The sequence below is a fragment of the Clostridioides sp. ES-S-0108-01 genome (assembly GCF_020662285.1).
GTDB lineage: Bacteria > Bacillota > Clostridia > Peptostreptococcales > Peptostreptococcaceae > Clostridioides.
This window is the reverse complement of record NZ_JADGMN010000003.1, coordinates 128,817-148,468: the sequence shown is the minus strand read 5'-3', so window position 1 is coordinate 148,468 and position 19,652 is coordinate 128,817. Positions and strand designations below refer to the sequence as shown.

At 27.0% G+C, this 19,652-nt stretch carries 17 protein-coding genes, 2 pseudogenes and 1 other annotated feature (1 of these 20 only partly in view); of the genes and pseudogenes, 3 read left to right on the top strand and 16 right to left on the bottom strand.

Translation table 11 applies throughout. From position 1 onward, the window contains the following. Nucleotides 1-207, bottom strand: a binding site (T-box leader) (it extends 51 nt beyond the left edge of the window). 82 nt (nucleotides 208-289) lie between these two features. From IR152_RS04535 to IR152_RS04500, 8 genes are all read right to left on the bottom strand, one after another. Then, nucleotides 290-1,597, bottom strand: coding sequence for a hypothetical protein (locus tag IR152_RS04535; protein ID WP_227450617.1), 1,308 nt, complete (start codon nucleotides 1,595-1,597; stop codon nucleotides 290-292). A gap of 796 nt (nucleotides 1,598-2,393) precedes the next feature. Continuing rightward, nucleotides 2,394-2,771, bottom strand: coding sequence for a C-GCAxxG-C-C family (seleno)protein (locus tag IR152_RS04530; RefSeq protein ID WP_054270252.1), 378 nt, complete (start codon nucleotides 2,769-2,771; stop codon nucleotides 2,394-2,396). A 116-nt stretch (nucleotides 2,772-2,887) separates the two neighbouring features. After that, nucleotides 2,888-3,382 carry a methylated-DNA--[protein]-cysteine S-methyltransferase gene (locus IR152_RS04525; RefSeq protein ID WP_227450615.1) on the bottom strand — a complete coding sequence of 165 codons (495 nt, stop codon included), beginning with the start codon at nucleotides 3,380-3,382 and terminating at the stop codon, nucleotides 2,888-2,890. A gap of 149 nt (nucleotides 3,383-3,531) precedes the next feature. After that, nucleotides 3,532-7,785, bottom strand: coding sequence for a 2-hydroxyacyl-CoA dehydratase (locus IR152_RS04520; RefSeq protein WP_227450614.1), 4,254 nt, complete (start codon nucleotides 7,783-7,785; stop codon nucleotides 3,532-3,534). Nucleotides 7,786-8,173: 388 nt separating this feature from the next. Next, the gene (locus tag IR152_RS04515) at nucleotides 8,174-9,343 is read right to left on the bottom strand and encodes a hypothetical protein (RefSeq protein ID WP_227450613.1); all 1,170 of its coding nucleotides are present in this window, start codon (nucleotides 9,341-9,343) and stop codon (nucleotides 8,174-8,176) included. A gap of 381 nt (nucleotides 9,344-9,724) precedes the next feature. Further along, nucleotides 9,725-10,741, bottom strand: coding sequence for a type I glyceraldehyde-3-phosphate dehydrogenase (gene gap, locus IR152_RS04510; RefSeq protein ID WP_227450612.1), 1,017 nt, complete (start codon nucleotides 10,739-10,741; stop codon nucleotides 9,725-9,727). Between the two features lie 739 nt (nucleotides 10,742-11,480). Further along, nucleotides 11,481-12,089: an NUDIX hydrolase gene (locus tag IR152_RS04505; RefSeq protein WP_227450611.1), complete on the bottom strand. Its 609-nt coding sequence runs from the start codon at nucleotides 12,087-12,089 to the stop codon at nucleotides 11,481-11,483. 73 nt (nucleotides 12,090-12,162) lie between these two features. Then, nucleotides 12,163-12,864, bottom strand: a complete 702-nt coding sequence (locus tag IR152_RS04500; RefSeq protein ID WP_227450610.1) for a B3/4 domain-containing protein — start codon at nucleotides 12,862-12,864, stop codon at nucleotides 12,163-12,165. 226 nt (nucleotides 12,865-13,090) lie between these two features. On the opposite strand from IR152_RS04500, the gene IR152_RS04495 reads away from it, so the two are divergent. Beyond that, nucleotides 13,091-13,357: a DUF1294 domain-containing protein gene (locus IR152_RS04495; protein ID WP_227450609.1), complete on the top strand. Its 267-nt coding sequence runs from the start codon at nucleotides 13,091-13,093 to the stop codon at nucleotides 13,355-13,357. 102 nt (nucleotides 13,358-13,459) lie between these two features. Here IR152_RS04495 and IR152_RS04490 read toward each other — a convergent pair. The 7 genes and pseudogenes from IR152_RS04490 to IR152_RS04460 form a co-directional block, all read right to left on the bottom strand. Continuing rightward, a pseudogene (locus tag IR152_RS04490) lies at nucleotides 13,460-13,761 on the bottom strand (YjdF family protein). A 526-nt stretch (nucleotides 13,762-14,287) separates the two neighbouring features. After that, on the bottom strand, nucleotides 14,288-15,034 hold the full coding sequence (locus IR152_RS04485) for an RtcB family protein (protein ID WP_413927469.1): 747 nt from the start codon (nucleotides 15,032-15,034) through the stop codon (nucleotides 14,288-14,290). 212 nt (nucleotides 15,035-15,246) lie between these two features. Then, on the bottom strand, nucleotides 15,247-15,513 hold the full coding sequence (locus IR152_RS04480; RefSeq protein WP_227450607.1) for an RtcB family protein: 267 nt from the start codon (nucleotides 15,511-15,513) through the stop codon (nucleotides 15,247-15,249). Nucleotides 15,514-15,844: 331 nt separating this feature from the next. Beyond that, on the bottom strand, nucleotides 15,845-16,747 hold the full coding sequence (locus IR152_RS04475; RefSeq protein WP_227450606.1) for an SPL family radical SAM protein: 903 nt from the start codon (nucleotides 16,745-16,747) through the stop codon (nucleotides 15,845-15,847). Nucleotides 16,748-16,796: 49 nt separating this feature from the next. Next, the gene (locus tag IR152_RS04470) at nucleotides 16,797-17,258 is read right to left on the bottom strand and encodes a pyrimidine dimer DNA glycosylase/endonuclease V (protein ID WP_227450604.1); all 462 of its coding nucleotides are present in this window, start codon (nucleotides 17,256-17,258) and stop codon (nucleotides 16,797-16,799) included. Between the two features lie 49 nt (nucleotides 17,259-17,307). Next, nucleotides 17,308-17,763 (bottom strand): peptide deformylase, encoded by a 456-nt coding sequence (gene def / locus IR152_RS04465; protein ID WP_227450603.1) that lies wholly within the window; start codon nucleotides 17,761-17,763, stop codon nucleotides 17,308-17,310. Beyond that, complete coding sequence (locus IR152_RS04460) at nucleotides 17,744-17,998, bottom strand: helix-turn-helix transcriptional regulator (RefSeq protein WP_227450602.1); 255 nt, start codon at nucleotides 17,996-17,998, stop codon at nucleotides 17,744-17,746. Before IR152_RS04460 ends, def begins: the two co-directional genes overlap by 20 nt. A 486-nt stretch (nucleotides 17,999-18,484) precedes the next feature. On the opposite strand from IR152_RS04460, the gene IR152_RS04455 reads away from it, so the two are divergent. Further along, nucleotides 18,485-18,685, top strand: a complete 201-nt coding sequence (locus tag IR152_RS04455; protein WP_227450601.1) for a hypothetical protein — start codon at nucleotides 18,485-18,487, stop codon at nucleotides 18,683-18,685. A 52-nt stretch (nucleotides 18,686-18,737) separates the two neighbouring features. Here IR152_RS04455 and IR152_RS04450 read toward each other — a convergent pair. Next, nucleotides 18,738-18,983, bottom strand: a pseudogene (locus tag IR152_RS04450) (ABC transporter ATP-binding protein); the annotation flags it as partial. Nucleotides 18,984-19,301: 318 nt separating this feature from the next. Here IR152_RS04450 and IR152_RS04445 point away from each other — a divergent pair. Continuing rightward, nucleotides 19,302-19,514, top strand: coding sequence for a hypothetical protein (locus IR152_RS04445; RefSeq protein ID WP_413927466.1), 213 nt, complete (start codon nucleotides 19,302-19,304; stop codon nucleotides 19,512-19,514). Nucleotides 19,515-19,652: the final 138 nt, after the last annotated feature.

Below are 19,652 nucleotides of genomic sequence, written 5' to 3'. Positions count from 1 at the left end.
CACGACACTAACCTCTTTAAGTACAATAATTATACTCTAGCACTATAACGGGTGCAAGGATTCCGGAAAGCTCCTAATAAAGTATTTCTACTCTTTCAGAGTCCTGCTCAAAGATGTGTTCAAAGTAAAATCTATTGCTCCTCTCACCAATCGGAAACTCTCTGTTTAAGATTAACTACTTTTACTATTTCTTTTCTCAGCATTTAATGTTATTTTGAATTATTATGATATTGATTTTATAGCATAAGGCAATATTTGTCAATATATATTTTAAAATAAATATAAAAATCTAGTTCCAAGGTACAACTTCCACTTCACCATAACATCTTTCTACCAATCTATTGGAATATTCTCCTCTATAACCTAAAGTAAAAAGTAAAACAAGCTCAATATATCTCGTTCCTATTGAAATTGTATTCCAAATATCTTCAACTTCTAACACAGCTCTATGAGTTTTTCTGCTTGGATGAACTATGCTATTTCTTAAATAAATAACTAAATCCACTCCATCATCAAATTTATTTTTTATTATATTATCAAATATATTTAATTCATGTTTGCCATATGGTATCTTACATATATCAAGTAACAGTCTTATATTTCTAGATGCTAAATTACAGTCAAAAGCTTCATCTGTAAGCACCCTATTTTGTTCCACTAGAATCACATATGATAAAGTTTCAAGTGCAATTTGTACAGATATTATGTTGTTTTCCATAGTCACACTTCCAAGAGATTCTATATACCAATCAACAACACTCTTTATAGCAGAACCATAATAAAAATCTTCTAACTTTTTACACATAAGACTTATATATTTTTCCATATTATGATAATTTGAAAGTGTATCTGACCATGTTGGCACATACCTAAAAGGAGATATTTGATTTTCATTCCATATTCTATAAACTTCATTACCACTTCTATACCCTTTGCCCAAACAAAATCCTACATATCTTCCACACATAAAGCTCAAAGCTGTTGATATTCTATCTAAAAGATTTATTGTATTATTTGTTCTAAAAATTCTACCATCTTTTCTTCTAATCCTACCTATATGAGTTATTACTGCTCCAGATTTAGACTTTAACTCTGATTTGAATTCTTTTCTATAATCATACCGTTTATCTATAGTTACAATATAATCATTTATATCAAATTCAATTCTACCTGCATATACTTTATCATTGTATTTAATGAGTTTTCCAGGTATTTTATCTAGGTTTATTATATTAAAATCTACATGTTCAACATAGGAGTTTTTAGATTTTATACAGTCATCATTGATATAGCCTTCTATACTAAATTCACTTAAAATGTTTATTGTTATAGAAATAATTTTATATCCATGAACTTCAAGAATAGCATTATCATAATCCAAAGCTAAATTGTCATCTTCATTGTCTATTTCTTCAATGCAACCTATATCTGCTTTAAAATTTATCGATATTGGAGGTGTCATTTTATAATAAATTTTTCCATTACATCTATATTTTTTATCTAAATATATGCAAAACCTACCTTCATAGATACTAATATCTTCATTGATACCATAGCTTAAATACTCTGATGTTATAGCATCATCAATTTCTTTCATTTTTATTCCCACCTTTGCTTTTGTATGATAACATAGGGATTGTAGTTCTTTTTTATGTAAAACTCAATCTATTATATGATTTAATATATTATTTTCATTAATTATATACCTTAATAAATTTCTATAAAAATAGTATCATTTTAGTATCATCGTTTATTTCATACATTATGTATTTTGTTTAGATTTAATTATTTGAAAACTTAGATAGCTAACTTTCAATTTCTACAGATTATTACATTCTTTATTGTAATTATAACATAATTTTATAATTTAATATTGCCAATTTAATACCTTAGCTTTTATTCATATAGATATTATCATCCTTGTATATATATTGTCAAAGAAAACATTTAATTTACAACATATTTTATATCATATTACTCAAATTCTTATATACACCTTATCTAGTTAACACATTAACACTATTGTACTTTTTCTAAAGGATTTTTAAATAAAAATGACAGTTTTGATTTATTATTTCAAAACTGCCATTTTACTGTAAATATTCCCTTTTGATATATAAAATTTTACCTTTATGTCAATGTATTTTACCTACATAAATTTTTCATAATCAATTTATCTATAAAAATTAGTACTATTGTTGTTTTATTACCTTAGTTATAAATAATTGTAACCAGAAAATCTTCAATTTTTATAGTAAATATTTAACTAATATTAGATAATGTATTTTATCATTTTCTATTTCCAAGAAATAATTCTGAAATATTATTGATTTATTGAGTATAGCCTATAAAAATAAGCTATCAAATAATTTATACTTAATAGTTTATTTTTCTTATAATTCTTTTTTTAAAGTTTCCTTTAGACTATCATATGCGAAATCCATTATTTCTCTACATGCAACTAAATCTTTTTTTAGGTCTATACATAGCTCTGAACCATACTCTTTTCTTACTGTTGTAGTTAAATCTTTAGCATATACTTTAGCTTTAGTACTTTCATCTTCATGGTTTCTTCCTTTTACATATCCAATTATTATATTTGATGCATTTACTGCACCACATAAACTAGCAACACCACACCCTGAACCTAATCCACTTCCTAAACAAACTGGTATATCTGTATTAAATTCTTCATTATATGCTTTTATAACTGATTCTGCACAATTGAATCCCTTCTCATGATATTTTGATGCTATAACCTTATTGCACATTAAAAGTCCCCCTCAGTTTTGTAAATTAAAATAAAATTTTTACTATTTTTGTAAAAAAATACTTCTTTTTATCATTATTATATCAAATATTAACAATAAAAACATCTCTTTCTAAATTAACTCTGTTTTTCTAAATTTAATAATATCTCTTTCAAATCAGAATGATTCCCCATATATCCACCAATATTGTTTTTGCCAACTACTCTATGACAAGGTATTATTATTGGAATTTTATTACATTTACTTGCTTGTCCTATTGCTCTTACAGATTTTGGATTGTTTATATTTTTTGCTATATCTGAATAATACAATGTTTCTCCATATGGTATTTTTAACATTTCCCTGTAAACTGACTTTTGGAATTCAGTCCCTTCAATACGAATATTTAAATCAAAAACCTTTCTTTTCCCATTGAAGTAATCATCTATCTGACTTATTGCTTCTTTTAAATCTTCTGTGCTTTTCTTTATATCAATTCCTTTTTCAATATATTCGTTTTTTAACTTATTAAATTTTTCATCTCCTATATCTACACTAACTATAAAACCATCTTCACTCAATATGTACAAATTTCCTATTTTTGATTGGTAAACATCATATACTAAATTCATATTACTTCCCTCCTTTAATACCAGTATACATATAATTTTTTAATTAATAAAGAGTTACCCTAAAAGGTAGGATAACTCTTTTTTTATAAATATTTAACATAGAATATATTTTTAAATTCACTAACTTTTAACATATCAAAATATCAATCTTAAATATTTTTAAAAGCCTTAGAGAGCATAAGTTTTATCCTGTTAAGCTGATTTACCTCACTTGCAGAAGGGTCATAATCAATAGGTATTATATTTGCATTTTTATATAATCTCTTTAATTCTTTTATAGAACCCTTACCAATTATATGATTAGGTAAACATCCAAAAGGTTGCATACAAATAATATTTTCTACACCTTCATTTAATAATTCAACCATCTCACCTGTTAAAAGCCAACCTTCTCCAGTTTGGTTACCTAATGACACTACTGGTTCTGTACTTTTTGCAACATTTTTTATGTTACCTGGAGCATAAAATCTCTCACTCTTATCAAGCGCTTTTTTGTACACTTTTTGATATATTCCAGTTATGTATATAAATGCTTCTCCTATCATTCTACTCTTTCTACTTCCTTCTAAATGAGTGTGTTTATATATAGTATTGAAAGCACAGCTTAAGAAGAAATTTGCAAGGTCTGGTACGACTGCTTCAGCACCTTCTCGCTCTAATATATCTACTAGATTATTATTTGCAATTGGATGGAATTTCACCAATATTTCTCCAACCAAGCCTACTTTTGGTTTTTTCACATCTAATATATCTAAATTATCAAATTCCTTTACTATATCTTTTACATTTTTAGTAAATACAGAAATCTTTGCCTTAACAAGAGAAGTTTTACATATATCAACCCATTTTTCATATAGAGCATTTGCACTTCCAGTAACTTTTTCATATGGTCTTACCCTATAGAGTACTTTCATCAACAAATCACCATATACAACAGACATAAAAAGTCTATTGATTAATTTTAGTGATATATTATCCATTATACCACTATCTTCTATTCCATTTACACTAAGTGCAATGACAGGAATATCTTTAAATCCAGCATCATACATAGCCTTTCTTAGGAATCCAATATAATTTGTAGCTCTACAACCTCCACCAGTCTGAGTTATAGCAACAGAAGTATTATTTAAATCATATTTACCAGATTTTAATGCTGTTATTAGCTGACCTACAACTATTATAGCTGGATAGCAGGCATCATTATTTACATATCTTAATCCTTCTTCAATTACACTACTATCTGTATCTTTTAGAACCTCTATATTATAACCGCTTAAGTTCACAGCTTTTTCAAGGAATTGAAAATGTATTGGAGACATTTGTGGTGCTAATATAGTATGTTTGTTCGTTATTCGATTATTTTTAGCATACTGTATCCTATTTACATTTATATTTTTTACATCTATATTTTTATTTTCTCTTTCAAACATAGCTGCTTTTAAAGACCTCATCCTTATCTTAGCTGCACCTAAATTATTGCCTTCATCAATCTTTATAATAGTATATATCTTCGATTTTTCATTAAGTATTTCTTGAACCTGATCTGTAGTTACTGCATCTAAGCCACAGCCAAATGAATTAAGTTGAACCAATTCCAAATAATTTTTATCTCTTACAAAGCTAGCTGCTTTATACAATCTTGAATGATATACCCATTGGTCTACAACTCTAAGTGGTCTTTGTATATTAGCTAAATGGCATATAGAATCTTCAGTAAGCACTGCCATATCTAAAGAATTTATAAGCTCTGGCATTCCATGATTTATTTCTGGGTCTATATGATAGGGTCTCCCACATAACACAATCCCCTTCATATTTCTTTCTTTTATTTCTTTAAGTGCTCTTTCACCTACTGCCTGTATCTCCATTTTAAATGAATTTTGCTCATCAGTAGCTTTATCAACTGCATGATTAATTTCTTCTTTAGTTATTTTTATACTAGAAAAATGTCTTGATAACTCATCATAGAGTCTCTTTTTCAATTTTTCCTTATCATTTAGACTTATAAATGGATTTATGTAGTTTATGTTCTTATTTCTTATATTCTCTACATTGTTTTTTATTACTTCAGAATACGATATTACGACAGGACAATTATAATAATTATCTGCATTTGAATCCTCTTTATTTTCATTTATTACACTTGGGTAAAATATAGTTTTTATCCCTTTTTCAATTAAATTTTCTATATGTCCATGAACTAATTTTCCTGGATAACAAACTGTTTCAGATGCAATACTAGTTATACCAGTTTCATATAATCGTTTTGATGACCTATCTGAAAGTACAACTCTAAAACCCATATCATTGAAAAAAGTAAACCAAAATGGATAATCCTCATACATATTTAATACTCTTGGTATCCCTATTTCCCCGTTTTTTGCTTCTTCTTTTTTCAATGGTTTGTATCTAAAAATCCTATCGTACTTGTACTTAAATAAATTTATGTTTTTTTTCTTTTCTAGTCCTATTTTTTTATCGCCGTAAATAGCTTCACCCTTTTCACATCTATTCCCTGAAATAAAAATTTCATTATCAGAAAACTTATTTATGGTAAGAAGGCAATGATTTGAGCATCCTTTACATCTAGTTACACTTGCTTCTAGTTTGATATTATTCAATTCTTCCTTAGATAATAGAGATGTTTGATATCCGCTTTCATACTTTTCTTTTGCTATAAGTGCTGAACCAAAAGCCCCCATAATTCCTGAAATATTAGGTCTAATTACATTTTTTCCAATTAGTTTTTCAAAGCTTCTAAGCACTAAATCATTATAAAAGGTTCCACCCTGTACAACAATATTATTACCAATCTCATTTAAATCTCTAATCTTTATTACTTTAAATAAAGCATTTTTTATTACTGAATAAGATAGCCCTGCTGATATATCTCCAACACTTGCGCCTTCTTTTTGAGATTGTTTTACTCTAGAATTCATAAATACAGTACATCTTGAGCCTAAATCTACAGGATTTTGAGAATAAATCCCTTCATGTGCAAACTCTTCTATTGTCATAGACAGAGAACTCGCAAATGTCTCTAAAAATGAACCACAACCTGATGAACAAGCCTCATTTAATATTATATTGTCAATTACTCCATCCTTTATTTTTAGGCACTTCATATCTTGACCACCAATATCAAGTATAAAATCTACATCTTTATTGAAAAATTTAGCAGCCTTGTAATGTGCTATAGTTTCTATCTCTCCATTATCAATTTTAAGAGCTTTCTTGATAAGACCTTCTCCATATCCAGTTACGGTTGAACTCAATATTTTAATGTCTTTTGGCAATATATCATATATTTCATTTATAACTTTGATAGTTGTTTTTAATGGGTTTCCTTCATTGCTATTATAATAAGAATATACAAGTCTTCCATCTTCATCAATGAGTGCTGCTTTAGTTGTAGTTGAACCTGCATCAATTCCTAAATAACAATTACTTTTAATTGAATTTATATCCACATAATTTATTTTTTCTTTTTCATGTCTTCTTGAAAATTCTTCATACTCATTTTTATCTTTAAATAAAGGTTCTAATAAATTTACTTCGCCATCTTCAATATTCTTTATACTATCCAATTTTTCTATCAGAGATTTTAGTTCTGTACTATCTTCATCTACTGATAATAATCCTGCTCCAATAGCAATATAAAGTTGTGCATTTTCTGGGAAAATTATGTTTTCATCTTTTAAATCCAAGACTTTTTTGAATGCTTCTCTAAGTTCAGATAGAAAGTACAATGGACCACCTAAAAATGCAACATTTCCTTCTATTTTTCTTCCACAAGAAAGAACACTTACAGTTTGTACGACAACTGCATTGAAAATACTCATTGCTATATCAGTCTGTTTAGCACCATCATTTATAAGAGGTTGAATATCTGTTTTAGCAAAAACACCACATCTTGAAGCTATTGGATATATAACATTATACCCTTTAGCAAGCTCATTTAACCCACTGGCATCTGTCTTTAAAAGTGATGCCATTTGGTCTATGAATGCTCCAGTGCCACCTGCACATATACCATTCATTCTTTGATCTATTCCTCCACTTAGATATGTTATTTTTGCATCTTCACCTCCAAGTTCTATGACAACATCAGTTTCAGGATAGAAATACTCTATTGCTTTTGTACTAGATATAACTTCCTGAACAAATTTTATTCCTAATTTTTTTGATATTCCAATTCCACCTGAACCAGTTATTATAATAGTAGTATTTATGTTTCCCAACTTTTCATATATACCATTTAGTACTTCTTTAACTGATTTTTTCACATCAGAATAATGTCTTCTATATTCTTTATGAATTATATTATTACTATTATTAAGTACCACAACCTTCACCGTTGTAGAACCTACATCAATTCCTATATGAAATAATTCATCCATTGTATCCCTCCATATTTATATGCTTTTTTAATTTTTGTAAGTTCTATGGCTTTATTTTAAGTAAGTTATTTATAATCTTTATGACTAATATTTTTATTTTATGATTCTTTTATTAATCAAATCTTACTCTACTAGGTAATTTCTAATTCTAACCTCAAATTTTAAATAAGAACATATAGTTAGTGTACTAAATTTTGTCATAAATTTCTACAGATTTTTGTTACTTTTTACATAAATATAACTTAATTCTAATATCCACTTAATGTTTATGTATTATAAATTATCTTTAATCAGAAAAAAATGGTTGTTGGTGTACAACTTCTTATTGTACATCAACAACCATTTTTTTTATGTTATTTTTTATTTTAGTTAGTTATACTTATTACATTTATCCTACGAGCATAAATATAAAGTGAGCTGCTGCTCCTGCACATAAACCACCTATTGTATGAGAAAGAATAGCTTTACCTGACAATTGACTAGCATTTAATGCATCCATCATACCAATGTGTGTACTTAAATATCCACTCCAACACATCCCCATGGCTGTAAATACTGCTATATCATTAGGAGTTACAGCTCCTGACTTTATAAACTCTGGAACTAGAGACATTGCTGCACCAACAGCTCCTAATGAAGTTATAGGGAATGCTATTGCCTCTGGTGATGTAAACCCGAATAATGGTTCTAATATAAATCCAAGTTTATCTCCAATTACTGGAAGTAATTTTATTCCTTCATATGCGACTCCTGTATAAACATCTTGACCTGTAACAGGGTCTGTAGATGGTCCAAAAGTTAATAACATCACCAATGTGCATACTACTAGGACTCCAGGGATTATAGCCATTCCCATGTCTACTCCCATTTTACCACCTTCAAGAATTGCATCTAAAGCTCTCTGGAATACATTTCCTTCTCTGATTTCTCTAAACTCATCCTTTTTCTCTAATATTCCTGTTTTTTTATCTTCCTCTGGATTGTATTTATAAAACTTTTTAGTAAATGTCAACATTATTCTAACACTTACGACACTACCTATAACTGCACCTAAATTACCAATTAATGCTGGAAGTACATATTCTGTTCCTTGAGAAATCATAAATGTTGTTAAGATAAGTCCCATACCAAAAGCTGTTCCTAAATTACATAATGCTGGAACTTGGTATTTTTTAAAATACTGTGTGAATGTTTTATCTTTAGCAAAAGGTATAATAGCTGGATTATCTGATAAATAAGTTGTTATAGCTCCTGCTATACTAGCACCAGGTAGTCCATATAAAGGCTTCATAAATACAGCGAAAATTTTATTAATTAATGCTATTACTCCAAACTCTGAAAGTAGTGCACTTAATGCGCCTGCAAGAACTGCCATAGCCATAATTAAGAAAACTGTCTCTAATAGTAAAGCATGTGCTGTACTCATTATTACTTTGAACATCATTCCTGCACCCATAATACTACCAACATATCCAAAGCCAACTACTAGTAATATTAGGAAAATGAAGGTTTCCATGCTTACTGCCTTAACCTGTCTCCTGTCTGTTAACTTCTCCATTTTGAATCATCCCTTCTTTTTCTTTTGTTATAAAGTTTAACAAAACCTTTTCTCTTTTTTAATTATACTTATAAATATTACTATTTGCAACTTTATTTGTCATTTTTTTATCATATTTAAAATAAAAATCAGTATTTTAATAATAAAAATTTTTCAGATTTATGCAAGTTTTCGACATCTTATCTTTCATTTTATGAAAAGTATGATTCCTTACTAAATCCATACAAACCCCTCTAACGACCTAATATACAAATATAAGTTGTAACTTTTATCTTTCACATAAAAGAAAAAAGATTATGAAAAAATTTTTCCTTCAATATTTTTCATAATCTTTTTTTAGTTTTATAGAATTTTTTTCAAAACTTTTTTAAGAGTTATGCATTATTTTAATTTCCCAGCTATATATTTTACTAAATCAACAGTTCTTGAAGAATATCCCCATTCATTATCATACCATGAAACTACTTTAACCATATTGTCTTCTATAACCATTGTGGATAGAGCATCTATAATAGATGACCTTGAATCTCCTTTATAGTCTATAGAAACAAGTGGCTTGTCACAATATCCCAAAACGCCTTTTAATTCTCCTTCAGCAGCATCTTTTAACACAGAGTTCACTTGCTCGGATGTAACGTTTTCTTTAAGTTCACACACTAAATCAACAAGTGAAACTGTTGGTGTTGGCACTCTAAGCGAAAAACCATTTAATTTTCCTTCTAATTGTGGTAATACTCTTGACACAGCTTTTGCTGCTCCTGTAGTGGTAGGTATTATAGATTCAGCCGCCGCTCTTGCTCTTCTTAAGTCTTTATGGCTCTTATCTAATATTCTTTGATCGTTAGTATATGAATGTACTGTAGTCATTAGTCCCTTTACTATACCAAATTTTTCGTCCAATACTTTAGCAAAAGGAGCTAGACAATTTGTAGTACAAGATGCATTTGAAATTATATTGTGCTTTTCATTATCATATTTTTCCTCATTAACTCCGATAACTATAGTTATATCTTCGTTTTTTCCTGGAGCCGTTATAATTACTTTTTTTGCTCCTGCTTTAATATGTTTTTCTGCCTTTTCTCTTTGTGTAAATAATCCTGTCGATTCTATTACTATATCAACTCCAAGTTCCTTCCATGGTAATTCTTCTGGGTCATTATATCTTAATATTTTTATTTCTTTAGAGTTTACTACTAGTGTGTCTTCATCTTTTGCTTCTACTTCACCTCTAAAAGTTCCATAGCATGAATCATATGTAAATAAATGTGCCAAAGATTCTGTTGTTGCTCTTGCATTTATGGCTACAATTTCTATATTATCTCCTAATTCTTCTTGAGCTATTCTTAATACAGCTCTTCCTATTCTTCCAAATCCGTTCATTCCTACCTTAATTTTCATTATGAAATGTCTCCCTCCATTACTATGTTTTTACATGATTATTGTACACTAAATAAATCATTTGTTCAATACTTTTTCTTGATTAAATACTTGAATTCTATGTTTTTTTATTATCAAAAGATAAATAGTATATCATTTTTATCTATTTAAACCCCTATTTAGTGTACACTTTTTAGTATAAAGAAGCTGAAGTCATTTATTTTGCTCAATGTCCCTTGGGACATATTTTGCCATCTTTTTTTGAATTTTTAAACTAGACCTATTCTTAAAAATATGATACCTTCAAGAATCTCCTCTAATTTAAAATAATAAAAATAAAATAAATTATTATTTAGTTCAAAAAATACATAGATTTTTAAAATTTACTATAATTATTATTTATATATCAATATATAAATTTTTATTACCTTGTTGTTAATTGACTCCTAGAACTGTTACTAATTGAAAACTTAAAAATATATTTTATAAATTATAAAAAAATTGCATTGGCTATTAGCATTTATACTTAACTTTGGATTTATGGGCATGTATTGTGACAAGCTCTTCTCCTATTTTACCAATAATAGTTTGATTGATTTATTTTAGTGGAAAATCTTTGAGGTGCAAAAACTAAGAGTAAGGTCACTTATTTAAAAATACAGAAAATTATACTTTACTGTATAAAAAAAGAGATTATAATTTATACAAGTAAAATAAACCTTATCATTTTACTCCTCTATATAATCTCTTTTATATATATCTATTCAAATAATTTAATTCCTAAGTTCACAAACATCTGTAAAATTAAAAATGTTTTTATATCTATCTTATGATTACTCTGTAAAATCTCTTTTGCTTCTTCTTGTGAAACCAAGATAGCTTCAATCTCTTCATCTGGTTCTAAAAATTCATCTGTTATATCACCATCACATATACAGTAAACAAAAGCAACAGATTCATCACTCATTCCAGGAGATAAATATACCTTATCGCTACTTTTATTTTTTTTAATTTCTAAAAGAGTAAGTCCTGTTTCTTCTCTAAGTTCTCTTTCAACAGAAATATCTATAGATTCTCCTTCATCAACAAGACCTGCTGGTAATTCATATATATAATCATTAATAGGTACTCTAAATTGTCTTATTAAAATCAATTTTTTACTACTTTTATGAAGTCCAACTATCACAACTGCATCTACACTATCTTCTTCATTCTTCAAGTAAATACTTTTTAATTGCTCACTATTTTTTCTTGATGCTACCATCCAGACTTTATCTTCATCTAATTTGTTTTTATACTCAATTTCAAAAAGTCCTATAAACTTATTTTCAATCATTGGATTTACATTCTTTATTATAGTTTTTTTCAAATTTGCTACGACCTTTCTTTTTTTAATACCATTAAGTAAATATAATATCTTAACAAATATTCAACATGCCTTATTATATTTCCATTTCTGGGTTATCTTTATCTACAAAACCTAATTTAATTTCGCAGTTAAAGATTTCCTTTAACAGTTTTGCTAGTTCTTCTCTTGCACTCATTACCTTATCTAAGTTAGCATCAGTAAAACCATCTATAGGGAAAAATATATTTTTTGAGCTATTAGTAATCTTTCCTTCCTCTCCTTGTCTCCATATCCATCTTCTAGTTTTTACCATATCTCCAACTGAATAAATTAATTCTCCTTCTTCCATTAACTCAACATCAGTTTCTCCAAATGGCACAAATTTATCCCCTTTTTTAGAAAATCTAACATATACATCATCATTTCTAAAATCCATATCATGAGCACCCATTGGAAGTAAATATTTTAAAGAAATAGAGTTTCCTAAATCCACGATAGGATTTATATGAGGAAGTTTCTTATTTTTAGCAACCCTTGTTGCCATTGCTTCTATTGAACTCATAAATTTATTAGGATTCATACCTAAACTTCTAAATGCCTCTCTATATGGTATAATTTCTTCTGATTCCTTTACTTTTTTATCTTTGAAGTAATCTTCTACTCTATCTATACTTATATCTAAAAGATTGCTTATTCTTTCGATTTCTTTAGTGTTATCTATTCCTTTTGCTACTACTACACCAAAGCATACATTTTCTAATTTATCAAAGACTTCTTTTTCTACTATAAATTTCATTTTGTCTTATCCTCCTGTTATTTTACATTATTTTCTAAATAAATTTTATCACTTTGTGTCTTATAAATATACCCCCTATTTAGTAATTGTTTAATTTTTTTAAATTTTCCAATTTATATTATACTAAATCTTATAAAATATTTTATATGTACTACTTACAAATTTAACTTTTAAAAATAAATATCTTGCTTTATAATGTATAATATATTTGTATGGAGGCAAGATTGTGAAAAACTTTATTTTAATATATTTTATAGTGATTAATTTTATTGCTTTCTTTTCAATGTACATAGATAAAAAAAGAGCAATTAAAAATAAATGGAGAGTAAAAGAAGCCACCCTTATATCTGTAGCAGTAATTGGAGGCAGTTTAGGTTCTATAATTGGAATGTATTCTTTCAGACATAAAACTAAACATATTAAATTTACATTTGGTATACCATTTATAATATTTCTACAATTATTATTAGTATATTTTTATATTTTAAAGTAATTGAAATATAAAAATTTATTTCTTCAATAAATTGAGGTGTATAAAATTTTTAATTTTATACACCTTTTTTCTATCAATTATTAAAAAGATACATAATTATAATTAATGACCTTTATGTTTAGATTTTCTCTTTTCTTGTTTCAAATTAAATAGTCTTTCTTTTACTTTTCTCTGCATTCTTTTGTATCCAGTGTTGTCTTTGGTCACATTTTTTCCAACTTAACACTACTAAAATTTAATGAGAAAAATCTTTCAAGTATAAATTCATATACTTCTACCTCTTTAGGTTCTGCCCCAAAAACTACACTACATGCTTCATATTTTTTACCATCTTGTCTTTCAAATACGCCTATCCAAAATGGATTTTCAAATAAGACTGTCAATTTTCCACTGATTTTTTCCATTGCTAGTTCCTCCTATTTAATTACTTTCTAAAGAACGGACAACCAAGGAGGCAGGTTACTAACAGCTCTTGCTGAGTCTGGGCTACCAACCAGACTATGTTTTTATCTTTATAGATTATAATATTATATTTTTTAATTATACTTAATTCAACAACTTACCTAATCAATTCAATTCACCGGTTGCTTGTCTAATTCTTTTCTTTACTATTTTAAAATAGACTCTAATAATATTAGTAAACTATATTTCCTTAAACATATATTTTTTTAAAGTAAGACTATTAATGGCAATTCCATCATATATCCTAATTACAAATTTAGTAAATTCATCACATATTATACCCTTGTTTCTCAATTGTCAAGTTCCCTAAAAAAATGTTTAAAATTTACCTATATGCCTAATATAATAAAAAGCTTCTTATTGTCTAATATCTATAAGTAAGAAGTACTATTTTTATAGTACTTCTTATGTTGTACCCTTGATAACATTGATATTTTAATATTATTTTAATTTTAATATTAATTATTATTAATTTGATTTTAAATTATAAATAGGTTTCAATATTTTAATTATGTCAACTGTATCTCTTATATTTTCAATAATCTCATCAATTGGTTTGTATGCTTGAGGTGCTTCATCAATCGTATTAATATTTACACTTGTTGTAAATATATTTTTCATAGAATCTTTATAATCTTTCATATTTATACTTCTTTTAGCTTCCCCTCTTGAAAGTATACGTCCAGCATCATGAGGTGCAGAGTTAATCCAATCTAAAGTGCCTTTACCTACTCCCAATATAACACCATCTCTCATATTTATAGGAATTAATAACTTTCTACCTTCATATGCTGCTATAGCTCCTTTTCTTAATATCCGATTTTCAATTTCTATATAATTATGTATAGTTTGAAAATGTTCTAAATCATTAAATTTAAGACCTATACAATCTTCAATTATCCTCTTAGCCATTATATCTCTATTTAATTCAGCATATTTTTGTATAATATTCATATCATGAAGATAGTCTTCCATTAGTTTGCCTTCTAAATAACATAAATCTTTTGCTATTTTAGGAATAAAGTTATGTTCTTCTTTAAGCTTTATCAATGCATCTTGAATCTCATCTTCTCTATTTTCCTTTTTATACTTTTCTATGAATTTTTTACTATCTTCTTCAAATTCATTGTTAGTTCTAATATAATAGTCATAAGCTTTCTTCTGATAGTATTTAGCCACTCTATTTCCAAGATTTCTACTACCTGAGTGTATTATTAAATATTTATTTTTTTCATCATCTTCATCTAATTCAATGAAATGATTCCCTCCTACAAGACTTCAAATTGCTCGATTATATTCTTCAGTTGCTTTTACTATACCTTTTATGCAGTACAATGATTCTATTTCTTTTTTATAATTTGCCTTACTGTGTTTATTTATATTAAATCCATGAGGTATTTTTTCTCTTATAAAATCATCTATTTTTTTTAATCTAAATCAATTTTGCCTAAGTTTGCACATAAAACACCACATCCTATATCGACTCCAACAAGATTTGGAACAATTTTATCTTGTATTGTCATGACAGTACCTATTACGTATCCAGCACCTGCATGACAATCTGGCATTATTCTTATCTTAGACTTTGTTGTAAATTCTTGATTACGTAATTCTATTATCTGACTTATTGTTGTGCTATCTACATTATCTGTAGATATCTTTGCTTTATTACATTTTCCTTGAGCCTCTAACATTAATATCACATCCTTTTTAGCTACACATTTTTAACTACATATTAATTTTAATAACATTGATTGTTTAGAAAAATATACTCTAGATAAATTTCACATAGAAATAACTATTCAAACATTGATTTTTATATAATCAAATTTGTAATGTATTAAAACAAACATAAAAGTTTGTATTTTTCAATATGTAAGCTTTTCTTATGTTATTTTATTATTATAGGTTTCAAGTTTTTATTTATTCCTTTAAAAGTATTTATTATTTTTGTAAAACTAATCCCATAGTCATACTATCATCAGAATATGCTTCACCTTATAGTGAAAATTTTTTTATCTAAAACTAATCAAAAAAAGACATTTGTAATTCTCCTGAGTTTTTTAACTTTTCCTTCATTACCTTAGAGTAACTACTTGATAGAGAATATTTATGTCTAAGCTCATTAACCATTTTATATAATTGATTTTTATACTCCCTATTAGGTGAACCTGCACTATATAGTATTGATAGCCTGTCAAATAATTCAGGGAACTCTTTTTTAACAAAGTCAAAAAAAACACCTCTAGTTATACCTCTTAAATATAAAGTCCCAGGCAAAACATAATGTACATTACATTCTTTTGCATGTCTAAATAGTAAATTTATATTATCAAAATCATCTGTAATATATGGTATAATTGGCATAATATGTAGCCCAACTGATGCGTTAGTTTTTCTAAATTCTTTTAACATTTTAAATCGTCTCATTGAATCCACACCATTTGGCTCAATAAGCCTTTGTATATCTTCATTTACTGTTGTAATTGTAGATGCTACATTGACATATGTAATCCTAGATAGCTTATCAATTAAATCATAATCTCTTAAGATTAAATCTGATTTTGTAGAAATAATAGCTGGTGTCTTATACTTTATCAGTAGATTTAATATTTCTGGCATAATTTTATAATCAGATTCTATTGGTTGATAACTATCTGTAACTCCTCCTATATTGATTACTTCTCTCTTCCATTTACTACTTTTAAGTTGTCTCTCAAGTTTTTCTACTATATTTGTTTTTACATAAATCTCTTCAAAATAATTATTGGAATTGATGTACTTATGAGAATAAATAGCATAGCAGTATTTACATCCATGCTCACATCCACGATAAATATTTAAATCCCATTTATATGGCATACTCCTTTTTAATTTATTACAAGCTATTTCACAATCTATTGGAATATATTTTACTTTCTTATACAAATAATCACCTCTTTATATATAATAATATCACGATGTTAATCTACAGTAATTAAAGCAAAATATTTCCAGACCACAATTCATACTCCTTACCATATTTACAAAGTAATATATTCCATTCATTCATGGGTATTCCTCCACATGTTGCTTTTTCTTCTAAATTATATAAGCACTGTTTTAAATATGTTCTATTATGCCAACCATTATATAAATTTTCTAAATTTAAACTATTCCCATTAGATATGTCATTTGAAAAACTGCTATTTTTCCATTTTAATATACTTGTATATTTAAGTTCATTAGGCTTATAATTTCTTTTTAACATTTCATCATGTATAGTTTTTGTATAAAATTTAAATTCATCTATACTATAATTCAACACTTTATTTACTAATAGATGGTTTGGAGTACCTTTTTTATCTATAGAACCTTTTATAGCAAGTAGTTCTCTCCACTGACTTACTAATTGATTTTTAGGTAATACATCAATTAAATCCTTATGCCATAATCTCATAATTTAACTCCTAACTATAAAATATTTTAAATTCAATACCCAATCTACCTTACAATTTTACATGTTCAATAATTTTATCTGTAAAAACTATACCATTTAAATGGTCTATCTCATGACAAAGGCATTTTGCCATAAGACCTGAGCCTTTAATCTCTATTTTCTCACCATACTCATTTAAAGCTTGTACTGTAACTTTTTTTGGTCTTTTTAATTTTCCCCATGTTTCAGGAAAACTTAAACATCCTTCAACAACAATTTGTTCTCCTTCTTCTTTAATAATTTCCGGATTAACAAGCTTAATAAGACCGTCTCCTAAATCTATAACAACTAATCGCTTTAATACTCCTACTTGGCATGCAGCTAATCCGCCTCCATTTGGAGTATTATACATAGTCTCTGCCATGTCATTTAATATCTCTCTTATCTTATTATCTACGTTTTCTACATGCTTACTCTTTTTTCTTAAAATTTCATCATCAAATCTTCTAATCTCTCTTAGAGCCATAATATTCCCCCCTACTTATCTGTGCTCTTGATTTTCTTTCACTTTCTTCAAATAAGAATACGCTTTCAATTGGTTCATTAAAAACTCTTGAAATATCATATGCCAACCATATTGAAGGTTCATTTTTACCAGTTTCTATAGCATTTATAGCCTGTCTAGATGTCCCAACTAACCTTCCTAGTTGTTCTTGTGTCAATCCTAATGTTTCTCTTAATATCTTTATTTTATTTTTCATATATACTCCATTCATGTAATGTTAACCTTACATTTTAAATGTAACATTTTTCAACATTACTGTCAAGTTAACCTTACATTTATTCAATAAATTATCTCATTTAACTATTTTTTCACTAAACTTTTTAAATAATAGTAAAATCCATATTAATGATTATAACAATTGAAATAAACATATATATAATTATTTTCCTTAATTGCCTTTGATAGCCAAAAAGTTGGTAAAAAAACAGAATATATTGCGCTTTATTTAAAATAAAAAATGGTGCTAAAATACCCATCATAAAAACACCTGATAATTTCGTAATCACCATTCCTTCTAGTTTATTTGATGATAAAGAAATCACTAATATTGATACAATAATTCCTTGTAACAAAACTAATAAAGAAATTGATAAGTTTAACAAGAAAGGAATTTTAGTTAGAGAAAAAAATATCAGTAGAATTATTGTAATAATAAATGCTAAAATAGCTGGTATTCCAAGTCGTGAAAAAACAACCAGTTTTGCCAAGTGGGCTTACTATTAAATATCTTGAAATACTGTCATCAATTTCTCCTAATATGACCATTGTAGAGGCCAAAAAGAACATGAAAGGTGTAATAAAAGCTATTTTTTCTCTCATAAAAGTTGAAAACAGATTGATAATACAAATATATGTAATACTTAAAACAAGATATAAAAAATAAAAACCATATTTAAATTGAAACTTTATATCTCCTAAGATAAGATTTTTCATTCTCATTGTAAATGTCTCCCTGTTATCTCAATAAAAATATCATTTAATGTTGGTTCACTACTATGTAATGATAAAAGTTTATTTTTCTCAATAAGCATATTCAAATTTTTATCATTACTAGTATTATTCAAAAAACACTCAGAAGTTTTTTCTCCATTATCAAAATAAGTATATCTGACTTCAATAGCTCCTTTTGACATAATAAGATTATGTGGTGTGTCTAATGCAGATATTTTACCATTTACAAGTACACTTCCTTTATAATTAGTTATCATGACAATTATAATCTTTTGTAATGTAAATTTTCCCGCACTTGATGGTAATAATATATTAGTACTATATTTGTCCTCTTGAAATCATCAATAATTGTAGTGACTTCAAGGTTTATACATATATAGAATTTTCGAAAATAATAAAAAAAGATATTAATTTCATAATAGAAAAATACGACTGCCAAGGTTTCGCTTTTTCATTCGGTACGTTGGACACTTACACATGAAATAGCTCATATAGCACTAGGTCATACTAAAAAAACAAGTATTGTAAAATTAAACTCTAGAAATAAATTGCTTGAATTAGAAGCAGAAGTTTTTACACAGTATTTGTTATGCCCAGATATAATACTATTATATTATGATATTGCAAACCCTTATGAAATTATGTATATATGTGGAGTTAATAAAAATATTGCTTTAATACAAAATTACTATCTAGAAAAAATTAAATTTCCATATTATATGGATAACTTAGAAAACTCAATAAAAAAAACAGTTCCATAAGTTTATAAAAAATTACTTGAAGTATAAGAAAAATTTCAATTAGTTTTTTATATATCATTCGTCTTTTTCTATAATACTTTGTTTACATTTGACATGTATAGTATGAAAAAAGTAAAATATATATGTTACTATTTGTAA

Coding starts and splice junctions, on each gene's coding strand:
- IR152_RS04480 (WP_227450607.1), bottom strand. CDS start 15,513: ATGTTAGAGGCTCAAGGAAAATGTAATAAAGCAAAGATATCTACAGAT.
- IR152_RS04460 (WP_227450602.1), bottom strand. CDS start 17,998: ATGAAAAATAAAATAAAGATATTAAGAGAAACATTAGGATTGACACAA.
- IR152_RS04530 (WP_054270252.1), bottom strand. CDS start 2,771: ATGTGCAATAAGGTTATAGCATCAAAATATCATGAGAAGGGATTCAAT.
- IR152_RS04515 (WP_227450613.1), bottom strand. CDS start 9,343: ATGGAGAAGTTAACAGACAGGAGACAGGTTAAGGCAGTAAGCATGGAA.
- IR152_RS04535 (WP_227450617.1), bottom strand. CDS start 1,597: ATGAAAGAAATTGATGATGCTATAACATCAGAGTATTTAAGCTATGGT.
- IR152_RS04525 (WP_227450615.1), bottom strand. CDS start 3,382: ATGAATTTAGTATATGATGTTTACCAATCAAAAATAGGAAATTTGTAC.
- IR152_RS04500 (WP_227450610.1), bottom strand. CDS start 12,864: ATGAAATTTATAGTAGAAAAAGAAGTCTTTGATAAATTAGAAAATGTA.
- IR152_RS04520 (WP_227450614.1), bottom strand. CDS start 7,785: ATGGATGAATTATTTCATATAGGAATTGATGTAGGTTCTACAACGGTG.
- def (WP_227450603.1), bottom strand. CDS start 17,763: ATGGCTCTAAGAGAGATTAGAAGATTTGATGATGAAATTTTAAGAAAA.
- IR152_RS04470 (WP_227450604.1), bottom strand. CDS start 17,258: ATGAGATTATGGCATAAGGATTTAATTGATGTATTACCTAAAAATCAA.
- gap (WP_227450612.1), bottom strand. CDS start 10,741: ATGAAAATTAAGGTAGGAATGAACGGATTTGGAAGAATAGGAAGAGCT.